Raw genomic sequence first — 15,693 nt, forward strand, 5'->3', positions numbered from 1 at the left:
CCTAGATCAAGACTGTAACATATGCGATTTGAGACGAACAATCTCATCACGCAATCTTGCCGCTTGCTCAAACTGTAACTCTTTCGAGGCTTTCAGCATTTCCTTTTCCAGTTTGCTGATGTGTTTTGCAAACAGTTTTGGATCAGATAAAAGATGCTGTTCATCTGCACTGATAGTTTGTGTTTGTTCAAGCACTTTTTCATCAATTTCATCATCAGTCAGTACTTCACCTGTATCAATTTCCTTGATGGTTTGACGAACTGCACTACGTGGGGTAATACCATGTAACTCATTAAATTCAATTTGTTTATTACGCCGGCGCTCAGTTTCATCTATCGCTTTACGCATCGAATCAGTAATACGATCGGCATATAAAATTGCTTTACCTTTGACGTTACGTGCGGCACGACCAATGGTCTGAATCAATGAACGTTCAGAACGCAAGAAACCTTCTTTATCCGCATCCAGAATGGCAACCAGAGAAACTTCTGGCATATCCAACCCTTCACGCAGCAAGTTAATGCCGACCAGAACATCATGCACGCCTGTCCGTAATTCATGAATAATCTTGACGCGCTCAACCGTATCAATATCCGAATGCAGATAAGCGACTTTGACACCATATTCTTTCAGGTATGAAGTTAAATCCTCAGCCATCCGTTTGGTCAAGGTGGTAACAAGGACACGTTCATTTAACTGTTTACGAATATTGATTTCAGAGAGCACATCATCGACTTGGGTGAGCACCGGACGAACTTCAATTTCAGGATCAATCAAACCTGTTGGACGTACCACCTGCTCAACAATCTGCTCAGACTTTTCCAGTTCATAATGGGCTGGCGTTGCGCTGACGAAAACAGTGGTCGGAACAATCCGCTCCCATTCTTCAAATTTCATTGGGCGGTTATCCAAAGCACTCGGCAAGCGGAAACCATAATTGACCAAATTTTCTTTACGTGAACGGTCACCTTTATACATCGCTCCAATTTGTGGAACGGTCACATGCGATTCATCAATGATCAACAACGCATCTTCAGGAATATAATCAAATAAGGTTGGCGGCGCTTCACCAGCTCCCCGACCAGAAAGATGACGTGAGTAGTTTTCAATGCCATTGGTATAGCCCAACTGCTGCATCATCTCTAAATCATAACGCGTACGCTGCTCAATCCGTTGTGCTTCCAATAACTTGTCATGTTCTTTAAAAAATTTAAGCTGATCTTTCAACTCGTCTTTGATGGTATCAATCGCACGGGTCAAATGATCTTTTGGTGTCACATAATGACTTTTTGGATAGATGGTTACACGTGGCACTTTACGCACCAACTTTCCTGTTAGCGGATCAAACCAACGAATCGAATCAACTTCGTCATCAAACAATTCCACCCGAATCGCATCTTTATCCGACTCAGCAGGGAAAATATCAATGATTTCACCACGAATACGATAGGTACCGCGCAAGAACTCCAGTTCATTACGGGTATATTGCATCTCCACCAAACGGCGAATGATCTCATCACGACTGACGCGATCGCCTTGTACAATATGCAACAGCATTTGCATATAGGCATTGGGATCACCCAAACCATAAATTGCCGAAACCGATGCCACAATAATGGCATCACGTCGTTCTAATAAAGCGCGCGTTGCCGAAAGACGCATTTGATCGATGTGATCATTAATCGCAGAGTCCTTTTCAATAAAGGTGTCTGAAGATGGGACATATGCCTCAGGTTGATAGTAATCGTAATAACTGACGAAATACTCCACCGCATTATTTGGGAAAAAAGCTTTAAATTCACCATACAGCTGTGCCGCAAGTGTTTTGTTGTGTGCCATGATAATGGTTGGCCGCTGGGTCTGAGCAATCACATTGGCCATGGTATAGGTCTTACCAGAACCCGTTACCCCGAGCAGCAATTGATTACGAAAACCTTGGTTAATACCACTAACCAATTTCTCAATCGCATGAGGCTGATCTCCCGCCGGTTGGTAATTGGTGACTAACTCAAATGGTTGGTTTTCGCTCACACGTACGCTCGTAATAAAATTTAAAATCTACAAGTAGTATACAAAATAATTCGTTTTTTGTTGAGTAAAACTTCATCAAAAAACACTCTACTGAAATAACAAAATCAATAAGTTATTAGGCTAAAAATCAAAAAAAACCTCACCAAAATAAAAAACAATAACAACCAATTGCTCAAAAAAAATGAAGTGCAACTCAAAATAAAAACAACCAACAAATAACACCAAAATAAAATACATTTTGGGACATTTTTTTTAAAAATAACAAGGTTAAAATCAAACACTAAAGCCAAAAAATAATAACAACATAGGCCAAAAAACAAAAACAACAAAACAAATATCAAATAAAAACAACAAAATAAAAAACAAAAAAAATTTAAAATCAAATCAAAACAAAGATAAAAAATCTCAAACATCAAAATAAAAACATTGATAAAAAAAATCTAAAACTATAGTTTTTTTCATTTTAACCACCTATCAGGAACTATGCAAAAAAACAAATTTATCGGATTAGATTTATTAAGATTCACAACAGCAATTATTATGGTAATGCTTCATGTTCAAGCAATAATGGCTGAATCTTTTATAAAGTACTTAGCATATAATGGATTCTATGGGACCAGTATATTTTTTATTTTATCTGGATTTATCCTAACTCATGTATATAAAAATAAAATCATTCAAAATAAATTTTCAAACGCAGATTTTTTAATTAAACGTTTATCCGCCTTATATCCTATACATATATTCACGCTACTCATTGCTTTATCCTTTACTTTAATACTCACTTTCTCACAATCAAAAAATAGCTCTTATTTTATGGAGATCGGCATACAAACCTTACCAGGAATTATTTCAGATGAAAAAATAAATCTTAGTGTAGGAGACTTTATCACCTATATAATAGAAAGTCTTTTTCTTATCCAAGCATGGGAGTTTAAATACTTAGCATTAAATGCTGCGGCATGGTCTATTTCTACACTTTTTTTCTTTTATTTATTTTTCAAAATCTCAGTTAAAAAAATATCTAAATTAAAAAAATACTTTTTAGTTTTATTCTACATATGGATTATTTACTTAAGCATTCCTGTTTTTTTCACTTATAATCAATATTTTTCTTCTGATGCTATTGGTTTTATTCATAGAAATCCACTTATCAGGATACCAGAGTTTATTTCTGGAATAATACTATATTTCATATATCTGAGTAAAAACAACCTAATAAAAAAATATAGATATTTTTTGGGTGTAATTGGCTTATCAGGCTTTATAGTTATGGGCATTTTAGTTAAATCCTCTCCTGAAAAATGGTTTTTTGTTTCCCACAATGGTTTATTCTTATTTCCACAATTAGCACTTTTATGTGCTTTCATTAACACTCCGGTACCCACCCCACAATTCATCTCTTTATTTCAGCGGTTAGGAAAAGCATCTCTCTCCATCTATATGTTACATCTACCTTTATTACATATATACTTTACTGGTTATAGACTTATTTTAGGATTCATGAACTCAAACTCGTTATCTGAGGTAATACCTTTAGCAAAAGAAGTTAAAAATTTAGATTCTATTTCTGTCATTTTATTTTTATTTATTCTGATTTCTATAAGTCTATTTATTCAAGATAAATTATTTACTCCTCTACAATCAAAAAATTCTCAAAAATTAATTTCTGCAAGGCACAATTACAAAAATCGAAACCTCAATATGTCGAGTAAAGAATAATGTCTTTCTCTACTTGACCTAATTGTATTTCCACTGCAACATGGAGTTATACTCTATTGCAATGATAACAATATGGCTTACCAATACCATGATGAAACAATAATAACGGAACTGCCTGAGGATACTGTCTTTGTTTTTGGCAGTAACTTAGCGGGTATCCATGACAGTGGTGCAGCACGTATCGCAGCCCAACATTTTGCAGCAGTGAATGGTGTTGGCCGTGGTTGGGCTGGACAAACATTCGCGATCCCAACCCTAAATGAACACCTACAACAAATGCCATTGGCTCAAATTGAGCATTATGTAGAAGACTTTAAAGTGTATGCAAAACACCATCCAAAAACGAAATACTTCTTAACAGCTCTAGGGTGTGGGATTGCGGGTTATAAAGTGTCAGAAATAGCACCTTTATTTAAAGGGATTAACAGCAATGTGATTTTCCCAGAATCATTTCGCCCCTATATCGAAGAAGATGCTGTTTCGCAATTTCCAGACCTAACCGCCGATGCAGTACATGCCTTTATTTCAGATGAGGTGATTTTCTATTTTGATCATGGCTATGAGTCTTTCGAAGAAGCACTGGATCAGACCAATCTAAGCCCAGCGGAAAAAGCCATTGCGCTGGTGGTATTGAATGAAGAACTCTATCCACGTGATCGTTATGGCCGCGGTCGTGAACATGAAATTAATGATATTTTAGGCAAGCTCAATGGCAAGATTTTTAATTTCCATAACAATGAAGAAGGTGCCATGACCTTTGTTAGTGTAATCATTGCCTTAATGGAATTGTATGACATTGATGAATATGATTTTCTCAAGCTTTGGCGCGGCGAGTTGCAAATACAGCATCCTTTAAACCGCCAGCATTGAGCAGAAAAAAGCCAATCAACAGATTGGCTTTTTTTTAACGTTTACCCATCGAACGACGTGTACCGCGTGGTGGCATCCAAGTGCGATCGGCATATTGCTCAGGTTTTGGGCGAACCTGATTATGGGTTGCATCCTCAGAGTCATCCTGAGGAGATGGCATAGGAAATGGCAATTTCACCAAAGCCTTTTTGGCTTTAGGTTGTTGGGTAGTCATTGGAATTCTCTCGAAATCTAGATTTCTAACCGCATATTGTAATAGATTTTTGTGCTTTTGATAAAAATAAAATATGTAAAAAAACAGAATGATTTTAAAGCTTAAAATTTAGTAACTTTTTATGCGATTCAGGCAAGTTTCAGCCACAAAGAAGGCTATTTAAGCTAAGATAAGCTGCTTTTTATTTTTTAATCCCATAAGAAGGAATAATGCCGTGGACGTACGTCTCTCTGATCGTGTCAATGCTATCAAACCGTCCCCTACACTTGCAGTCACCAACAAAGCTGCCGAGCTTAAAGCTGCGGGTAAAAACGTGATTGGTTTAGGTGCAGGCGAACCAGACTTCGATACCCCTCAACACATCAAAGATGCTGCAATTGAAGCAATTAATAAGGGCTTTACCAAATATACAGCGGTAGACGGCACTCCAAGCTTAAAAAAAGCAATTATTGCGAAACTCAAACGCGATAATAATTTAGATTATCAAGCCAACCAAATTTTGGTGTCTTGCGGTGGTAAACAAAGCTTCTTTAACTTAGCGCTTGCTTTGTTAAACAAAGGTGATGAAGTAATCATCCCTGCGCCATTCTGGGTAAGTTATCCAGATATGGTGATCATCGCTGAAGGTACACCAGTCATCGTGAAATGTGGTGAAGAACAACGTTTCAAAATTACACCTGAACAATTAGAAGCGGCGATTACCCCAAACACACGTTTAGTGGTATTGAATAGCCCGTCTAACCCAACAGGTATGATTTATACCAAAGCTGAATTAGAAGCTTTGGCAGAAGTATTACGCCGTCACCCACAGGTTTTTGTTGCATCAGATGACATGTATGAACCAATCCGTTGGGAAGATGAGTTCTACAACATCGCAACTGTTGCACCAGACCTATATGACCGCACGATTGTTTTAAATGGTGTGTCTAAAGCCTATGCCATGACAGGCTGGCGTATTGGTTACGCGGCTGGCCCTGCAAAAATCATCGGTGCAATGAAAAAAATCCAGTCTCAATCCACTTCAAACCCAACTTCAATTTCACAAGTTGCGGCTGAAGCGGCATTGAATGGCCCACAAGACGTTTTACAACCAATGATTGAGGCTTTCAAGCGCCGTCATGATCTAGTTGTAAATGGCTTAAATGACATCAAAGGTATCTCTTGCTTACCTGCTGATGGGGCGTTCTATGCCTATGCCAATATCCGTCCATTGATTCGTGCCAAAGGTTTAAAATCTTGTACAGAATTCTCTGAATGGTTACTGGAAGAAACTGGTGTTGCTGTTGTTCCGGGTGATGCGTTTGGTTTAGGCGGATTTATGCGTATCTCTTATGCAACTGCTGATGAAGTATTAGTTGATGCTTTAGCACGTATCAAAAAAGCGGCTGATTCAATTGAAGGCGTTGATGCCGCAATTGCATCTATCCAAGCAGAAAAAGCTGCAAAATAATTTTTGCCGCAATAAAAAAAGAAGCTTCTCTATGAAGCTTCTTTTTTTATGTCTAATAGAAAGTCGGAATCCTACTCAGCAGATTCACCACTAAAGAGCGCAACCACCTCAGCTTCAGTCATTTTCTTGGTCGAATTTTGAAAAGCATAAAACTCAGGTTTGCAGTCAATATAGATTTCCAGATCAAGATTTAAATCTTGAGGCGACTCATTCAATGCAAAGGCGTTGATATTGCAATAATTCTGATCTTTAGTTCGCCAAAATAAATTGGTACCACAAGCATTACAGAAACCTCGCTCCCCCCAAGCCGATGAGTTATAAACAGAGAGATGGTCTTGTTTTAAAAATTTTAAGCTGCCCTGTTTCACATCAATGGTCATAATCACACCACTGGTCTGTCGACGACAGATTGAGCAGTGGCAAGCATGCACATCATGATTGCTTAATTCAACTTCAAATGTGGTTTCGCCACAAACACACTGTCCTTTCATTATAAATCTACCTGTTATTCAAAATTGTTATTGATGAATTATCGTTAGCATAAAACAAAGCAAACATGGCGCAATCAATAATTTGTAAAACTTACTCTTCAGCGATGAACTGTATTGACAGACTTGAGTGGAAAGACTACGTTATGTATAAGTTCCTTTTTAGAACTATTTAGGAAAAAAAGATGAAACACCCAAAAGAAATGAACGGACTGGAATTTCTAACCGCAATGTGTGCAGGACAAATTCCACCAGCCAGTATTAGTGAAACGATTCCTATGCAACCTGTTGAAGTTGCTGAGGGCTATATCAAATTTGAAGTACAAGCAGATCAGCGTCACCTCAACCCTCTCGGGGGTGTACATGGCGGTTTTGCTGCAACAGTACTCGACTCAGTAACAGGTTGTGCAGTTCATACACTTTTAGAAGCAGGCGTTGGTTATGGCACCATCGACCTGAATATTAAAATGTGTCGGCCTATCCCTAAAAATCAAAAGCTGACTGCAACAGGCAACATCATTAATATCAGTAAAAATTTAGGCATCTCTGAAGGCAAGATTGTCGATGCAGATGGCAAGCTTTATGCCCATGCAACCGCAACCTGTATGATCATTCGCCCATAAACAGCGCTAAGGATAGATATGGGCTATTCACCATAGCCCTATGCAATGGCTTTATTCACATGAAACTTTTTTGGTCGAATACATAAATGGCTAAAAACTGCATATTGCCAAATGCTTTTTACTTGTACTGAGACAATCTTCTGCTCTGCCGCAGACCAAGCAAGCGCAGTATTTGCACCTAAAAAAAGCTCTCCACCTAACTGAAACAAATACAAAGGTGATTGTTCATCAATATTGGCAGCACTCTTTTGTACCAAGAGGTCTTTAGCTGTTTGAATTTTCCATTTATTGCCAAACCATAATTGCAACAAATCGCCCAAGTACAAGGCCTGCTGTTTAAATGGAAAAGTATTAAGCAAAGCATGTTCAACAGGCGTGTAATACTGCGCAGGATCTTGAATAATTTCGAGATAGTGTTGTTGATAAAAAGTAAAATTTGAAAAAATAGACTGAATATTTAGAATAGTCATTTCGACCTCCAGTTTAGCCATTTTAGTGCTGGCAAGTAGGGTTAAATCCACACTGTTTAGATGAATATCTAAACGTTCTTTCTAATTCGAATCTAGCAATAGCCTGTTCAAAGTTCAAGTTTTTTTTCCTACTTTATCGTAATTGTGCAAATAAAAAGCATACGATGCAAAAATGAAGGAAACATGACATTTTTATCTTGACCAATTTAAAAAGCTGCCTATAATGGCACTCAGATTCTCCCATAGCTCAGTCGGTAGAGCGACGGACTGTTAATCCGCAGGTCCCTGGTTCGAGCCCAGGTGGGAGAGCCAAGATTCTAAAAAGCCTAGATCATTGATCTAGGCTTTTTTATTTGAACTGCATAAAATATGTTTATAACAACAATTACGATTATTTTGTTCGTTTCATGTTGAGTATCGTTTAAATTTCAACCTCCCCTCTTATTTTAACTATAAAATAAAATTTAACGATGATGTTAAGGAAAACACATAATGAAAAAGCTTCTATTCTGTTTAATATTCCTATGCAGTCCAGCAATGGCTGCCCAAACCACTTGGTATGCGGGTTCTTCCCATAAAGGTACCGTGACGGTGCCCATTGAAAATGGACCCAATGTCGTCTGGAAGTGTAATGGTCGTGTATGTAGCATGTCTGGTCCTTGGGGCAATTCCCTCTCCTTAGACTCCTGTCAAAGCCTAGTATTACGTATCGGTAAGATTAGCTATTATAAAAACTCAGCAGGTGCAAGCTGGAATGCCCAATCGTCTGAATTGGCGCAATGTAACCAAGTTACACGTTAACACCTAATATTTTAGTTAAGCGATTATTATTTATACTCATTTTACTTGACGGACTTTCATTTACCCCCTAAAATTCGCTCCAGATTCTCCCATAGCTCAGTCGGTAGAGCGACGGACTGTTAATCCGCAGGTCCCTGGTTCGAGCCCAGGTGGGAGAGCCAAGATTCTAAAAAACCCACTCTATTGAGTGGGTTTTTTTATTCGCCCTTTGATAAGCATATGTTTCAATCTAACCATCTCCTCTTTCTTACCATAGGCTTCATTAGTACAGCTTTACTGCTGTTTAGCTGCCTACGCCCTTTCTTTCCAAAACAAAAGTTCTTCGCTCGTCCCGTCATTACTTCATTCGAATCACGAATGTTTATCCGGTTACAACAAGCCTTTCCACAACACCACGTACTTGCACAAGTTGCCTTTAGTGCATTGATTACCAGTGATCATTATAAAATCCGCAGTAAATTTAATCGTAAAGTAACTGACTTTGTGATTTTGGATCAGGAAATGCAAGTGCTGGCGATTATTGAGTTAGATGACCCAAGCCATATCGGAAAAGAGTTAGAAGATAAAAAACGCGATCAGATGCTGCAAGAAGCAGGCTATTTGGTACAGCGCTATACACAAATTCCATCTGTAAAACAGTTACAGATGGATATTCGATAATAAATCGTCCTCAGAGGAATTATTCAGCCTGAGTGGTTGGTTCAGCTTGTTTTTGTTGTTCAAACTTTTTTGCGATTTCAGCATGTTGCTGATCATATTTTTTCTTGGTTTGTGCATCGCTTCGTGCCGCAAGAAAAGCCATCCCCACAATAAAAATTGGAATCAATAATCCCAACCCCATCAATAACCAAGGAACAGATCTTTTTTCAACAGGTTGCTGACTCATACGTACTTCAAACTCAAACGACATCAATTTCAAGATGCGTAACAATATAACAAAAAAGAGCCGCTATAAAGAGGCTCTTTGCTTAAAGCTTATTTCTAGCAATTATTAGAATTTACCAGTACACTGCGCGCTTTGACTAGCATCAATTTTGGTCGGATCAACCACTATATTGGTCTTTGCAGGCATCTGCGCTTGAACAAAGTTATACACTTGCAAATTTCTACACACAATCGCTTGTGTATGCGTTGCATTCAGGACAGGATCAAGTGTTACACTTGCTGATCCCAGAGCCTTTAAATTAGCAACTAATCCCTGAGTTACAGGGAATGGAACATTTGTATCAGCTGTTCCTTGAACAATATATACAGGCTTATCGATTCGCTTGGTTCCAGGTTGATTATCCACCAAGAACTTCTGAACAGTTTGATTATTCTTGAAGTTATTGGTATCTAATCCAGGATAATCCATAACCTTCTTATCAGGATTAACCGTCATAAATTGAATGATATCCGTTTTAAACTTCTCAATCAGACTTAAACTTGGATCATTTCCATCATCCAAACACAGTCCATTTTCGCCAGTTGTACCTTCTGCAAACTCAGCGAGGGATTTAGCTCTTTCTTGAAAAATGTCACGATAATTAAATCGTGGTTCATAGGCTTTGATACCAACTCCTGTCAATGCTGCATAGGCAAGTAGCGTTGCATAGGAATCCACGGATATACGGTTTGCTAAAGGTACACCCGCTGCTATCTCTTTTGCCTCTATGTCTGCTAAAGCTGTTGGTGCAACTTCTAGAATAATTTTACCCAGACTGGATGCTGGCGCACCAGCAACAGCACCTCTATAAGTTACATCAGCATTTGCATATTCTGCTGTGCCTAAAGAAGCCTGACCACCTTGCGATTGACCAATCGACATCCACTGTCCATTAAGCTTTGTTCCGTAATGATCTTTTGCTGCTTTAACTGCTGCAATCGCAGACTTCGCCTCACTGCCCAAGTTTAGATATGGATGAATTCCTGGTGTACCCAGGCCCTCATAATCAGGTGCAATCACCACATAGCCTGCTGCCAATAAACTATCCGCAAGAATTCTAAAGCGTGGATTCACTACATTATTACTGGGTGCACAGCTATCCCCTACACCAACGGTACCATGCTCCCAAACAACTACTCGGTAACCATCCTCAGGTTGGGCAATTTTAGGGAACATCACCAAAGCAGTGGCTTTGGCAGTGCGACCTTGAACATTGACCATGTTATACGTCATGATTTTGATTGATGCAGCATTATCTACCTTATCCTTGGAATAAGCTGCTTCAGACAGATAGGTTTTATCCGAGTCTACCCCAGTATAATTATCATCATTGTCATTACATGCGGTTAAAAATAAAGCCGAAATAGAGAATGTTATTGCCAATGCAATTTTAGACCGTTTCATAAAATATCCTTTTAGTCCTTGTTTTATTTAAAGCATGAAACTACATGCCACATTATTAATGCACAAAAAAAGTGCCCTGCATAGGACACTTTTCAACTATTCAGTCAATTTAAAATATGAATTCTAAAAAAATTCCAATAAAAATAATCAGTCCGACCCAACGATTATGACGAAATGCCCAAAAACAGAGTTGTGGATCCCGATCTTTGGTTTTAAAAGCTTGATAGGCAAAGTCTGCCGCAACCATCAACAATGCGACCAATCCAAATGGAAGTAATAAATTTTCCCGATACAAAGCACCACCAATAAGTAGTAAGCTTAGAATCTGTAGTAAACCAATAATCTGGATATCATAACGACCAAACAGAATCGCTGTTGATTTCACCCCAATCTTCAAATCATATTCGCGATCGGTAATTGCATATTGGGTATCATAAGCCACTGTCCATGCCAAATTGCCGAAATATAAAAGCCAACAGGTTAAATCTAGAGGTTTCCCCATTGCCGTAAATGACATTGGAATCCCCCATGAAAATGCCATACCCAGGACTACTTGTGGCAAGTGAGTATATCGTTTCATAAAGGGATAAATAAAAGCCAGTACCAACCCCGCTAAAGCGCAATAAAAGGTCGCAATAGGGAGAAAAAACAAGGTACAGGCACTAGCAGCAACCAAACCCAAAAAAACATAAACCGCTTCGCGTGGACGAATCACTCCTGTCGCTAATGGACGTGTTTTAGTTCGTTCCACATGCGCATCTACTTTGCGATCTGCGAAGTCATTAATCGCACAACCCGCCGCACGCATAAAAATAGTACCTAAGACCATGGCGATTAAAATCTGCAACGGTGGTAAACCACCCGCAGCAATCCATAACGCCCACATGGTTGGCCAAAAAACCAGTTCTGTACCAATCGGTTTATCAAAGCGGCATAAATAATAATACGCTTCTAAACGTTGCCGCCATGTTGTGTGTTGCACTGTTTCCATGATGAATCCTTAGAGTCAATGCTGTCGAATAAACTGTTCAAATGCGGGAAGAAAGGTTTCTTGCACAATAAATTTGCACCCATGCCAAGTATAACAACTTTGTCTGGTCCAACCTTCTTCTAAATAAATCACCCGTCTTTCACAAGCAGGAGTCGTTCGTTGAAATAAAAACCAGCCAATAGGCTTATTGCGGATATGTCTAAATATCCGTGCTTTCTTATGTAAGCTTAAAATTGGAAAGATACTTTTTGCTTTAACCCAAGCTTCTGTTTCACTGCCATATAAATTGGTTTCACGTACCCAGGCAATATGATGTGTCGGCATCTGCATCCACTGGCTGTCATTAAAAGTGAGTCGCTGGAAATGCTCTTTAAGGCGTTCGACATGAAACTCCCCTTCACCCAAATCAGTCAACTGTTGAGTGAGAGAGCCTGATGCATACAACCATTTTTTCAATTCAGCTGGGATCTCTCGTCCCTTAATTCTGTTTGGTCGTAAATTTCGCATGCTTGGCTCACTAAAAACATCATTAGGGTCTGCTAATACTTCAGCCATGCATTGCGTTATAGGCTAAAACCACACAAACAAGGCATGAAACGTAGACAATGGCGATACCCTTGTCAAGTTTCATAACGAAGTTTGGGGAAGTTTTAGACATAACCTTTCGGGACAGGGTCATTTTTTGATGTTACTACGTTAGCCCGTATTCATTTAGAAGCACTAAATTTCATACGACCCGCCTTGTAACATCCAAAAAATGTCCTCTGTCGCAAGCATCTGTGAAGTGCCAGCAGACCCTATGAGTGTACATGAATTTCTTAAGAAAAACGTATGACTTTCAATTGAATCAAAAACATAAAAAAAGCTCGCCGAAGCGAGCTTTTTGGAATTGGATATATTACAAGCTGTAGTACATATCAAATTCAACTGGGTGAGTTGTCGTGTTAAGACGACGTACATCTTCAGTTTTAAGTTCGATATATGCATCAAGCATTTCTTTAGTGAATACACCACCTTTCAATAGGAACTCATGATCCGCTTCAAGTGCAGCAATCGCCATTTCCAAGTTGTGAGCAACTGTTGGGATTTTTGCTTCTTCTTCAGGAGGAAGATCATACAAGTTCTTGTCAGCAGCTTCACCTGGGTGGATCTTGTTTTGGATACCATCAAGACCAGCCATCAACAATGCCGCAAAACCTAAGTACGGGTTCATTAATGGATCAGGAAAACGTGCTTCGATACGCTTGCCTTTAGGGCTAGAAACGTAAGGAATACGGATAGAAGCAGAACGGTTACGTGCTGAGTAAGCAAGCATAATCGGCGCTTCGTAGTGTGGAACCAAACGCTTATAAGAGTTTGTACCTGGGTTGGTAATCGCATTCAACGCACGCGCATGCTTGATTACACCACCGATGAAGAATAATGCCATTTCTGATAAACCAGCATATTCATCACCAGCAAACAAGTTCTTGCCATCTTTAGAGATTGACATGTGAACGTGCATACCAGAACCGTTATCACCCACCATTGGCTTAGGCATGAATGTTGCTGTTTTGCCATATTGGTGAGCAACGTTCCAAACTGCATATTTGAACTGTTGAACTTCGTCCGCTTTACGAACCAAAGTATTGAAGCTCACACCAATTTCTAATTGGCAAGATGCAACTTCATGGTGATGTACTTCTACGCGACCAGGCCCCATGATGTCTTCGATACGTGCACACATTTCAGCACGCATGTCTTGATGAGAGTCAACTGGAGGAACTGGGAAGTAACCACCTTTAACACGTGGACGGTGACCTGAGTTACCTGCTTCATAGTCTTTACCTGTAGACCAAGCAGCTTCTTCAGCGATCAATGTGTGGCGCGCGCCAGACATATCGATGTCCCATTTTACTTCGTCGAAAACGAAGAATTCTGGTTCTGGACCAAAGAATGCTGTATCACCGATACCTGTAGATTTTAAATATTCTTCAGCACGACGAGCAATCGAACGTGGGTCACGCTCGTAACCTTGACCAGTTGAAGGCTCGATGACGTCACAAGTTACAACAACTGTAGGCTCAGCAAAGAACGGGTCAAGAAAACCTGTTTCAGCATCTGGACGTAAGATCATGTCAGAAGCTTCAATGCCTTTCCAACCAGCAATTGAAGAACCATCAAACATTTTACCGTCTTCAAATGTATCTTCATCAATGGTATCAGCTGGGTAAGTTACGTGCTGTTCTTTACCCTTAGTATCAGTAAAGCGAAAATCGACCCATTTTGCGCCACTTTCTTTGATGAGTTGAAGGACCTTGTTCGCCATGCTCATTTGCTCCAATGAAGTTTTTATGCACTTGTTAAGTGCGTGTTAGTTGTTGATGTATAATTAGCAATTATCATACCAACAATTTAAAAGCATACCTAAAACATTGAAATTCTTTGCAGAAAAAATGCTTTAGGTTCCCTGTCCTATGCCTACTATAATGTATGCATTTAAAAATGCACCATATTTAAACATTCCTATTTTAGCGCGTCCCCAAAAAAGACATAATGAACCAAAATAGTGCAATACATATAACAAAGAACCAATGTAGTGCCAATTACGCTTTTATTATTCGCGTAAATTGGCTTTTTATATCATTCTTTTCAACATCATTCCAATCAATTCATTTAGACTTTCGATTCACTTTCAGTTTTATTTCTCAAGCCTTTCAATTACAAAAATTTATTATCGATTAGCAGCTCATTTCTACAAACAAAATTGGCCCTTTATTTAAGTGCTGAGATTTCCGAAATATTCAACATTGGCTATTTGTTTTTGCTATGATTATTCGTCTAAGAATTGTGGTCCATCATTCTCCATTCTTCTTAAAGTGAGTAACAATGTGAGCAATATCAGCACTCACTTGTTAAAACCTTAAATATAATCAATAGGTTGAATATAAAATGCTTCTAATGGTCGATAACTATGACTCATTTACTTACAACATCGTTCAATACTTTGGCGAGTTGAATCAAGAAGTAAAAGTTGTTCGTAATGATCAAGTAACATTAGAGGATATTGAGCGATGGCAGCCGAAATATCTGGTGATTGGCCCTGGTCCATGCTCTCCGAGTGAAGCAGGCATTTCCATTCCAGCCATCAATCACTTTGCTGGCAAGGTTCCTTTGCTTGGCGTTTGCCTAGGTCATCAAGCCATTGGTCAGGCTTTTGGCGGTCATATTATCCGTGCCAAAACAGTGATGCATGGCCGTCTTTCTGATATGCACCACAGTGACAAAGGAATTTTCAGCAATCTGCCTTCTCCTTTTGCTGCTACGCGTTATCATTCGTTGGTGATTGAGCAAGAAACCTTACCAGAATGCCTAGAAGTGACTTGTTGGACTAACCAGACAGATGGCACGATTGAAGAAATAATGGGGGTCAAACATAAAACACTGCCTGTCGAAGGCGTGCAGTTCCACCCTGAATCAATTTTAAGCCAACATGGCCATCAAATTTTCAAAAACTTCTTGGATATTTATGCTTAGATTCAAGTTCTGATTTTAATTTAAGTCCTCAGTAGCCCATTTTAATGTAATGGGCTGCTTTTATTTTGAACATATAAAAACAATATACAACTCATACATACGGGTTAAATTTCCAGCATTAAAATAAAGCAATAAGGTTTTATTTAAAAACAAATCATTCTTTTTCAATAATTAATCCACTTTTCACA

16 protein-coding genes and 2 tRNA genes are annotated in these 15,693 nt (G+C 38.9%); 9 read left to right on the top strand and 9 right to left on the bottom strand.

The window, feature by feature from the left end; all coding sequences use genetic code 11:
- Positions 1-6: 6 nt before the first annotated feature.
- On the bottom strand, positions 7-2,031 hold the full coding sequence (gene uvrB, locus F895_RS04115) for an excinuclease ABC subunit UvrB (RefSeq protein ID WP_005243234.1): 2,025 nt from the start codon (positions 2,029-2,031) through the stop codon (positions 7-9).
- 483 nt (positions 2,032-2,514) lie between these two features.
- On the opposite strand from uvrB, the gene F895_RS04110 reads away from it, so the two are divergent.
- Together F895_RS04110 and F895_RS04105 are read left to right on the top strand one after the other, a co-directional pair.
- Entirely contained in the window at positions 2,515-3,753 is a 1,239-nt protein-coding gene (locus tag F895_RS04110) for an acyltransferase family protein (protein WP_005243235.1), read from the top strand.
- A 72-nt stretch (positions 3,754-3,825) separates the two neighbouring features.
- Positions 3,826-4,623 (top strand): A1S_2505 family phage non-structural protein, encoded by a 798-nt coding sequence (locus tag F895_RS04105; RefSeq protein ID WP_005243236.1) that lies wholly within the window; start codon positions 3,826-3,828, stop codon positions 4,621-4,623.
- A 34-nt stretch (positions 4,624-4,657) separates the two neighbouring features.
- Here F895_RS04105 and F895_RS04100 read toward each other — a convergent pair whose 3' ends face one another.
- Complete coding sequence (locus tag F895_RS04100) at positions 4,658-4,837, bottom strand: hypothetical protein (protein WP_005243237.1); 180 nt, start codon at positions 4,835-4,837, stop codon at positions 4,658-4,660.
- A gap of 214 nt (positions 4,838-5,051) precedes the next feature.
- Between F895_RS04100 and F895_RS04095 the strand changes: the two genes are divergently transcribed.
- Positions 5,052-6,287: a pyridoxal phosphate-dependent aminotransferase gene (locus F895_RS04095; RefSeq protein ID WP_005243238.1), complete on the top strand. Its 1,236-nt coding sequence runs from the start codon at positions 5,052-5,054 to the stop codon at positions 6,285-6,287.
- A 71-nt stretch (positions 6,288-6,358) separates the two neighbouring features.
- Here F895_RS04095 and F895_RS04090 read toward each other — a convergent pair whose 3' ends face one another.
- Positions 6,359-6,778, bottom strand: coding sequence for a GFA family protein (locus F895_RS04090; RefSeq protein WP_005213532.1), 420 nt, complete (start codon positions 6,776-6,778; stop codon positions 6,359-6,361).
- Positions 6,779-6,960: 182 nt separating this feature from the next.
- On the opposite strand from F895_RS04090, the gene F895_RS04085 reads away from it, so the two are divergent.
- Positions 6,961-7,398 (top strand): PaaI family thioesterase, encoded by a 438-nt coding sequence (locus F895_RS04085; protein ID WP_005243239.1) that lies wholly within the window; start codon positions 6,961-6,963, stop codon positions 7,396-7,398.
- A gap of 38 nt (positions 7,399-7,436) precedes the next feature.
- On the opposite strand, the gene F895_RS04080 is transcribed toward F895_RS04085, so the two are convergent.
- A complete protein-coding gene (locus F895_RS04080) occupies positions 7,437-7,868 on the bottom strand; it encodes a hypothetical protein (protein ID WP_005243240.1) in 432 nt (143 codons plus the stop codon).
- 236 nt (positions 7,869-8,104) lie between these two features.
- On the opposite strand from F895_RS04080, the gene F895_RS04075 reads away from it, so the two are divergent.
- The 4 genes from F895_RS04075 to F895_RS0119080 all read left to right on the top strand — a co-directional run bounded on the left by F895_RS04075 (position 8,105) and on the right by F895_RS0119080 (position 9,329).
- Positions 8,105-8,180 (top strand) — tRNA-Asn (locus F895_RS04075).
- 180 nt (positions 8,181-8,360) lie between these two features.
- The gene (locus tag F895_RS04070) at positions 8,361-8,669 is read left to right on the top strand and encodes a DUF8200 family protein (protein ID WP_005243241.1); all 309 of its coding nucleotides are present in this window, start codon (positions 8,361-8,363) and stop codon (positions 8,667-8,669) included.
- Positions 8,670-8,754: 85 nt separating this feature from the next.
- A tRNA-Asn gene (locus F895_RS04065) sits at positions 8,755-8,830 on the top strand.
- A 58-nt stretch (positions 8,831-8,888) separates the two neighbouring features.
- Complete coding sequence (locus F895_RS0119080) at positions 8,889-9,329, top strand: DUF2726 domain-containing protein (RefSeq protein WP_026040205.1); 441 nt, start codon at positions 8,889-8,891, stop codon at positions 9,327-9,329.
- A gap of 19 nt (positions 9,330-9,348) precedes the next feature.
- On the opposite strand, the gene F895_RS04060 is transcribed toward F895_RS0119080, so the two are convergent.
- The 5 genes from F895_RS04060 to glnA form a co-directional block, all read right to left on the bottom strand.
- Positions 9,349-9,555, bottom strand: a complete 207-nt coding sequence (locus F895_RS04060) for a hypothetical protein (RefSeq protein ID WP_026040204.1) — start codon at positions 9,553-9,555, stop codon at positions 9,349-9,351.
- A 105-nt stretch (positions 9,556-9,660) separates the two neighbouring features.
- Positions 9,661-10,998 carry a lipase family protein gene (locus F895_RS04055; protein ID WP_005243245.1) on the bottom strand — a complete coding sequence of 446 codons (1,338 nt, stop codon included), beginning with the start codon at positions 10,996-10,998 and terminating at the stop codon, positions 9,661-9,663.
- A 109-nt stretch (positions 10,999-11,107) separates the two neighbouring features.
- Positions 11,108-11,989 (bottom strand): 4-hydroxybenzoate octaprenyltransferase, encoded by an 882-nt coding sequence (gene ubiA / locus F895_RS04050; protein ID WP_005243246.1) that lies wholly within the window; start codon positions 11,987-11,989, stop codon positions 11,108-11,110.
- Positions 11,990-12,004: 15 nt separating this feature from the next.
- Complete coding sequence (locus F895_RS04045; protein WP_026040203.1) at positions 12,005-12,496, bottom strand: chorismate--pyruvate lyase family protein; 492 nt, start codon at positions 12,494-12,496, stop codon at positions 12,005-12,007.
- Between the two features lie 391 nt (positions 12,497-12,887).
- Positions 12,888-14,303: a type I glutamate--ammonia ligase gene (gene glnA / locus F895_RS04040; protein WP_171057879.1), complete on the bottom strand. Its 1,416-nt coding sequence runs from the start codon at positions 14,301-14,303 to the stop codon at positions 12,888-12,890.
- Between the two features lie 617 nt (positions 14,304-14,920).
- Between glnA and F895_RS04035 the strand changes: the two genes are divergently transcribed.
- Positions 14,921-15,505 (top strand): aminodeoxychorismate/anthranilate synthase component II, encoded by a 585-nt coding sequence (locus tag F895_RS04035; protein ID WP_005243249.1) that lies wholly within the window; start codon positions 14,921-14,923, stop codon positions 15,503-15,505.
- Positions 15,506-15,693: the final 188 nt, after the last annotated feature.

It is taken from the genome of Acinetobacter sp. CIP 64.2 (assembly GCF_000369645.1).
GTDB lineage: Bacteria > Pseudomonadota > Gammaproteobacteria > Pseudomonadales > Moraxellaceae > Acinetobacter.

What these genes read in the sequence shown, in the direction of transcription:
- F895_RS0119080 (WP_026040205.1), top strand. Translation starts at nt 8,889, where the DNA reads ATGTTTCAATCTAACCATCTCCTCTTTCTTACCATAGGCTTCATTAGT.
- F895_RS04110 (WP_005243235.1), top strand. Translation starts at nt 2,515, where the DNA reads ATGCAAAAAAACAAATTTATCGGATTAGATTTATTAAGATTCACAACA.
- F895_RS04055 (WP_005243245.1), bottom strand. Translation starts at nt 10,998, where the DNA reads ATGAAACGGTCTAAAATTGCATTGGCAATAACATTCTCTATTTCGGCT.
- F895_RS04060 (WP_026040204.1), bottom strand. Translation starts at nt 9,555, where the DNA reads ATGAGTCAGCAACCTGTTGAAAAAAGATCTGTTCCTTGGTTATTGATG.
- F895_RS04080 (WP_005243240.1), bottom strand. Translation starts at nt 7,868, where the DNA reads ATGACTATTCTAAATATTCAGTCTATTTTTTCAAATTTTACTTTTTAT.
- F895_RS04070 (WP_005243241.1), top strand. Translation starts at nt 8,361, where the DNA reads ATGAAAAAGCTTCTATTCTGTTTAATATTCCTATGCAGTCCAGCAATG.
- F895_RS04045 (WP_026040203.1), bottom strand. Translation starts at nt 12,496, where the DNA reads ATGCGAAATTTACGACCAAACAGAATTAAGGGACGAGAGATCCCAGCT.
- ubiA (WP_005243246.1), bottom strand. Translation starts at nt 11,989, where the DNA reads ATGGAAACAGTGCAACACACAACATGGCGGCAACGTTTAGAAGCGTAT.
- F895_RS04090 (WP_005213532.1), bottom strand. Translation starts at nt 6,778, where the DNA reads ATGAAAGGACAGTGTGTTTGTGGCGAAACCACATTTGAAGTTGAATTA.
- F895_RS04100 (WP_005243237.1), bottom strand. Translation starts at nt 4,837, where the DNA reads ATGACTACCCAACAACCTAAAGCCAAAAAGGCTTTGGTGAAATTGCCA.
- F895_RS04035 (WP_005243249.1), top strand. Translation starts at nt 14,921, where the DNA reads ATGCTTCTAATGGTCGATAACTATGACTCATTTACTTACAACATCGTT.
- F895_RS04105 (WP_005243236.1), top strand. Translation starts at nt 3,826, where the DNA reads ATGGCTTACCAATACCATGATGAAACAATAATAACGGAACTGCCTGAG.
- glnA (WP_171057879.1), bottom strand. Translation starts at nt 14,303, where the DNA reads ATGAGCATGGCGAACAAGGTCCTTCAACTCATCAAAGAAAGTGGCGCA.
- F895_RS04085 (WP_005243239.1), top strand. Translation starts at nt 6,961, where the DNA reads ATGAAACACCCAAAAGAAATGAACGGACTGGAATTTCTAACCGCAATG.